The 5,375-nt window shown below is 66.0% G+C and carries 7 protein-coding genes and 1 pseudogene; 3 read left to right on the top strand and 5 right to left on the bottom strand.

The features are described from left to right. Window positions 1-349: 349 nt before the first annotated feature. The 3 genes from FFK22_RS40800 to FFK22_RS43565 all read right to left on the bottom strand — a co-directional run bounded on the left by FFK22_RS40800 (window position 350) and on the right by FFK22_RS43565 (window position 2,328). Window positions 350-1,285 (bottom strand): magnesium and cobalt transport protein CorA, encoded by a 936-nt coding sequence (locus tag FFK22_RS40800; protein ID WP_221939267.1) that lies wholly within the window; start codon window positions 1,283-1,285, stop codon window positions 350-352. Between the two features lie 449 nt (window positions 1,286-1,734). After that, window positions 1,735-1,887: a hypothetical protein gene (locus FFK22_RS43560; RefSeq protein WP_186002951.1), complete on the bottom strand. Its 153-nt coding sequence runs from the start codon at window positions 1,885-1,887 to the stop codon at window positions 1,735-1,737. Continuing rightward, the gene (locus FFK22_RS43565; protein WP_186002952.1) at window positions 1,888-2,328 is read right to left on the bottom strand and encodes a hypothetical protein; all 441 of its coding nucleotides are present in this window, start codon (window positions 2,326-2,328) and stop codon (window positions 1,888-1,890) included. It lies immediately after the preceding gene. Window positions 2,329-2,384: 56 nt separating this feature from the next. Between FFK22_RS43565 and FFK22_RS44955 the strand changes: the two are divergent. The 3 genes and pseudogenes from FFK22_RS44955 to FFK22_RS40820 all read left to right on the top strand — a co-directional run. Beyond that, a pseudogene (locus FFK22_RS44955) lies at window positions 2,385-2,588 on the top strand (transposase); the annotation flags it as partial. Window positions 2,589-2,676: 88 nt separating this feature from the next. Then, entirely contained in the window at window positions 2,677-3,153 is a 477-nt protein-coding gene (locus FFK22_RS40815) for a transposase (RefSeq protein WP_138893533.1), read from the top strand. Between the two features lie 278 nt (window positions 3,154-3,431). Beyond that, complete coding sequence (locus tag FFK22_RS40820; protein WP_221939268.1) at window positions 3,432-4,442, top strand: cytochrome-c peroxidase; 1,011 nt, start codon at window positions 3,432-3,434, stop codon at window positions 4,440-4,442. Between the two features lie 284 nt (window positions 4,443-4,726). Here the strand turns inward: FFK22_RS40820 and FFK22_RS44960 are convergent, their stop codons facing one another. Both FFK22_RS44960 and FFK22_RS44965 read right to left on the bottom strand, forming a co-directional pair. Next, window positions 4,727-4,960, bottom strand: coding sequence for a transposase (locus FFK22_RS44960; RefSeq protein WP_221939269.1), 234 nt, complete (start codon window positions 4,958-4,960; stop codon window positions 4,727-4,729). Then, on the bottom strand, window positions 4,957-5,375 hold a 419-nt coding region (locus FFK22_RS44965), incomplete at its 5' end, for a transposase family protein (RefSeq protein WP_221939270.1). The genes FFK22_RS44965 and FFK22_RS44960, both read right to left, overlap by 4 nt.

A 5,375-nucleotide genomic window follows, 5' to 3' on the forward strand; every position in this document is an offset into this window, starting at 1 on the left:
CCTTCTCGTCCCGGCTCCAACGCCGCCGCGCCAATCCCGTCGACACCGCCCACTCCTCAATCAGGTGTCCACCTAAAATAGGTGGACACCTAATTCTGAAGCCTCATCGTCAGCGACGACAGGCGGCCAACGGATCACGCGTACCGCAAGACTGGCCGTTGCTTGATCCCCCGTCACCCAGATCTGGCCATGGCTCTGGCTCCCGACGCCACGTCGCCGCTTGGCCTGCTGGCGTTGGAGTGCCGGTGATCGCCTCAGAACAGAGAGGCGACGAAACTGGCAGTGACCTGGTCCATCATTGAGAACAGAAACGCCAATACCACCGCAATCAAGGCCAATGCCAGGGATCTCAGCTCCATAATTCACAGCCAGCCTGTTCGCCTGAAGACAGCGTGGCGCAGCCGCCGAGATTGACGGCCAGGACGACGAAATAGCCGTAGCGCCAGCTGAGCTCGGGCATGTCCTGGAAGTTCATGCCGTAGATGCCGACGATCGCTGTCGGGAACCCGAGAATGGCGGCCCAGGCGGCGAACCTCCGTTGCACGACGTTCTGCCGTGACGCTTCCAGCAGGAAGCCCAGCTCCAGGGCCTGGCTTGCCCGCTCGTTGTGCCCGGTCAGGCTGGCGAGCTGATGGCTGACATGGGCCTCCAGATCCCGGAAGTACGGCCGCATCTTGTCGTCGATGAACGGAAAATCCAGTCGATCCAGCTTGCCGCAGATCTCGGCCATCGACGTGATCGCGGCGTGGGTGCGACGCAGCCCGTCGCGCAATTCGTAGATGCCCTCGAAGTCGGCGAGGTGCAGATCGCGCTGCAGGATGCGCTGTTCGAGGGCGGCAATCTCCTCTTCGAAGCACCGGAACTCAGGTTCGAAGCTCTCGAGGACGGATTCAAGGATCGCATGATGGACGAAATCCTTGCCATTCTCCAGCAGGAGCGGCTTGGCCTCGCAGCGCGCGCGCACTTCACGATACGGTTGGGAGGGGCCGTGCCGCAGCGTGATGACGTAACCCTTGCCGGCGAAGACCTGCGTCTCGTCAAACGTGGTGCCGCCGGCCTGACGGCGGGGTTCGTGCAGCGTGATGAGCAGGGCGTCGCCAAAGGTCTCCAGCTTGGGCCGTGATTGGCCGCGCCCCCTGGACGCGGTGATGGCGATGTCGTGCAGTCCGAACTGCGTCTTCAGCCTGTCGATCTGCTCGATGGACAATTGCGTCAGATTGATCCAAACGAAGTGCCCGGGCTTGGCTGACCACCCGTCCGCCTCGCCGAGGCTGACATCCGCCACCTTGCGTCCGGAGGCATAAGCCGCGGACGCAAGGATGCTGTCCGGTGGGTTGATGCAGTCTAACGGGTCAGGCCCGTCAGGACCTGATGGGTAACCCGGATCGGCGAGACGGCGGACTGCTGATGCCCGGTGCGGCCCGCCCTATTCGCCGGCGTCCTGCCGTCGCCCCATTGGGTGTTAAACGCCGCCGGTTGCCGCATATCGGTCCTCGTAACGTCGAATCCCGAACAGAGGTTGGACCGGCCCGGGCTGGAGGCTTCCCGGGCCGGCTGGCGAGCGGACTTGCTTGCGGTTGCGGATCGCCAAGCGGGGCCAGGATCAAGATACCGGGAGCGGCCGAGATCGCGAGCCCCTGCTTTGGTATGGTTCAATGCACGACCGGAATGCATGACCTCGATCCCTCGGCCACCCGGGCTGCGAGGTCCGGGGCTTGGGTCGGTGAACGCTGGTCACCCCGCCGCGCGCTGCCCCTTGCGGGCTGCGCCCACCCGGCGCCGCCGTTCCGCCCGGTGCGGGCGGCAATGCCCCTCCTGCAGCGCGTCCAGCTCCGGGTTAAACAGGGCCGGGCTCAGCCGCCGGATCGGCCCCCGCACCGGCCACACCTACATGATCTCCGCCGGCCGCGTCTCCGGTGGTCCCCCGGCCAGGTCAGGGCCGATGATCCAGGTCGGCACATCGAGTTCGGCGAAGGTCGGATACAGCATCCGGGCATAGTCCTCGAACCGCCCCAGGTCCGTCGCCTCCGGCGCGAACACCAGCCTCCCGTCCCCGGCGCCGCAGCGCAGGCACTGCAGCAGCTTGTTCTCCAAGAGCAGGCCCGGGCCCGCGCTGGCCGGGGGCGGCGGCGACGCGATCTCACCGCCCTTCCCAAGCTGTGCCTCCATCTCTGCGGCGATCGCCTGGTCGGGCTGCTCGGCGGCCCTCGTCTGCTGACCGGATTCAGCTTCCTCGGACGAGAACCTCTGCTGGTTCTCCCCTTCGTTCTGGGCAAACAGGTTCTCCTGATCCTCCGGAAGATTGAACCTCAGGAGCGATCGAATCATAGGGAACCTCAATCCCGGATTGCCCACTGATTTGGAGGTCGGCGATGTCGACGAGGATGGTGGAGACGGATTGGGCGGTGGCGCTGGAGGTGTTCCGGGCGTTGCTGCCGCGGCGCGGGGCGAAGGGCCGGGATGACCGGTTGTTCCTGGAGGCTCTGCACCACTTCTCGGTCCACAAAATCACCTGGCGGACGCTGCCGGAGCGCTTCGGCAAATGGAACAGCGTGTGGAAGCGGTTCGACCGATTGAGCAAGGCGGGGACGTTCGAGCTCTTCTTCGACCACCTCGCGGCCCTCTCCGCCTCGGCGCATCTGGTACAGATGTTCGACAGCACCATCGTCCGCGCGCATGTCTCGGCAGCGGGGGCAAAAGGGGGCAGAAGGACCAGGCGCTCGGCCGCTCCGCGGCGGCTTCCCCACCAAGATCCATCTGAAGACCGATTTCGACGGCCATCCGATCGCCTTCGATCTGACCGGCGGCGAGAAAGCCGACGCGCCGCACTTTCCTATCCTGCTCGACCTCGGCCCCGACATCGACCCCCGGGTGGCCGTCGGCGACAAGGGCTATGCCAGCCGTGCCAACCGCCAAGCTGCACGCGAGCGCGGCATCATCCCCGTCATCCCGCACAAGACCAACGAAAACAACCGGCCCGCCTTCTTCGCCAGGGCCGTCTACAGAGGCCGCGCCCGGATCGAGCAGGGCGTCGGCAAGCTCAAGCGCTTCAAACGCATCGCCCTACGCTGCGAGAAGACCAAGCGAAACTTCGCTTCCTTAGTTGCTCTCGTCGGTGGCCTCATCTTGGTCAAATCCGTCCACACGACCTAACATCCCAGCGCTGTTACACATTCCAGGGCCAAATTCTGTAGCATTGGACTGGGTGGCGGATTTTTGTGACGTCTCAGAGCCCGAGTCACCCAAAATGCACAGAGCGTCGGATCGGCCGGAGGGGGCTCGTCAGCTACACCCGCGTCTCGACTGAGGAGCGTCGCAGAAGGACGAGCCGCGTGCGGCAGGATGCGTTGAGATGTTCGAAGAGAAGGCGTCCGGGGCGAGCCGTTGCGCCCGGGAGTGGCGAAGGTGCTGCATCGGAAAATCGAGCTATGATGACCGTCTTCGCACGCGGGATGGCATGGAGCGTGGCCGCCGGCTTCGCGGTCCTGGTCTTCGGCGCGGCGCTGGGGCAGGGGATCGACCCCACTCGGGAGGAGCCAATCACGCCGGTGGAGCCGGACCGGGGCCTGGACCCAGCGAAGGTCGCGCTCGGCAAGGTGTTGTTCTCGGACGTTCGGCTGTCCGGTGGCGATGTCCGGTCCTGCGCCTCCTGCCACGAATTCAACCGCGGCGGGGCCGACGGCCTCGCCCATTCCAAGGGCGCCAACGGGCAGCTGCTGCCCTTCAACACGCCGACCATCTTCAACATCGCCGGCAATTTCCGCCTGAACTGGCGCGGCAACTTTAGGTCGCTTGAGGACCACAATGAGGCGGTGCTGCTGCAACCGCAGGTGATGAACGCGCGCTGGGCTGACGTGCTGGCGAAGCTGAACCGGGACGCAGACATCCGGAGCGCCTTCGAATCGGCCTATGGCGACGGGCCGAGCCGCGAAGCCGTGCTGGACGCGCTCGCCACCTTCCAACGGTCGCTGTCGACGCCCAATTCCCGGTTCGACCGCTATCTGCGCGGCGACGCCACGGCCATCACCACCGACGAAAAGCGCGGCTACGAGCTGTTCAAGGCCTATGGCTGCGTCGCCTGCCACCAGGGCGGCAACGTCGGTGGCAACCTGTTCCAGAAATTCGGCATCTTCTCTGACCCGTTCTCGGGCCGGTCGGATGACGACGTTGCCGATCAGGGCCGCTTCGCCGTCACCGGCCGCGAGGCGGACCGCCGGGTGTTCCGTGTGCCCAGCCTGCGCAACGTCGCGGTGACGGCGCCCTATTTCCACGACGGCAGCGCCGACACGCTTGACGCCGCCGTCGCGATCATGGCCCAGGCCCAGCTCGGTCGCACCATGCCGCAGGAAGACCACTACCTGATCATCGAGTTCCTGGGCACGCTGACCGGAGAGTATCAAGGCGAGCCGCTGTCTCAGATCGCCAGCACTAAGGGCCCATGATTGACAATCGCAGGCGGCTCTTTTCGGGATCCTGGGTGGTCGGCGGCGGCAAATATTTCGCTCTGGTCCAGCAGCACCGGGGCTGGAGGGTGTTTACTGCCCTCGATGCGACAGCGAAAAGGTCGTCCGCGATGGCCACGACGATGCACGCAGACGTCCGGCAAGGCAATCGCTGATTTCCTACTCGCTCTCCTCGGGTCACGGCCTTGCTCGCTCAATGCTCCCGCCCGCGGATCATGACATATCCCCTTTTGCATACGAGCCTGCGGCGAGGCGCGGCTAGATCAGCGGTCGGCGACCTGGGTGGCCTGCGGCAGCGCCTTGGCCGCCGCCACGGCGTAACCACCTCCGCGGTCGCGGGCGACGACGGCGATCTGCGGCTGGTCCGAGAGCCAGGCCTGTGCCGTCGCCGACTCGCGGTCAGGCAAAAGTGCAATGGTCTTGCGCGGCTCCAGGTCGCAGATGATGGTCCCGTAGCACTGGTTGCGCCGCCACGCCCAGTCGTCGATCCCGATCACGGTCGGAGGGATGAAGCGTGAGCCGCCGTACCGGCGCACGAGGCGCAGCAGCGTGCCGGCAGCCTCAGCCTTTGCGCCAGGCTCGCCGCCGGCCGGCCACCCAGGGCGAGCCCAAGATGGCGAATGATGTTATCGAGTCGGGCGGTCCGTCGCCCCCATGGCGCCAGCACGGCCGCGTCGAACCGTTTGGCGAAGATCCGGCGCCCGCACCGCACCACGTCGCAGTGGAATCGCCGCGCCTGCACCACCAGCCGGACCGGTTTGCCGGCCATAGGCAGGTCGGCCAGACGCCGGCGATACCGGCTTTGGACCCGCGTGCAGGTCGACCCGCATTCTGGGCAGGCGCTCGCCTTGTTCACTGGGCGGACTGTGATCAGCAGGCCCGCGGCGTCGCAGGCGGCATCGTCCAGCCGGG

Origin of the sequence: Mycobacterium sp. KBS0706, from assembly GCF_005938675.2 — a bacterium.
In the GTDB taxonomy this organism is placed as follows: domain Bacteria; phylum Pseudomonadota; class Alphaproteobacteria; order DSM-16000; family Inquilinaceae; genus Inquilinus.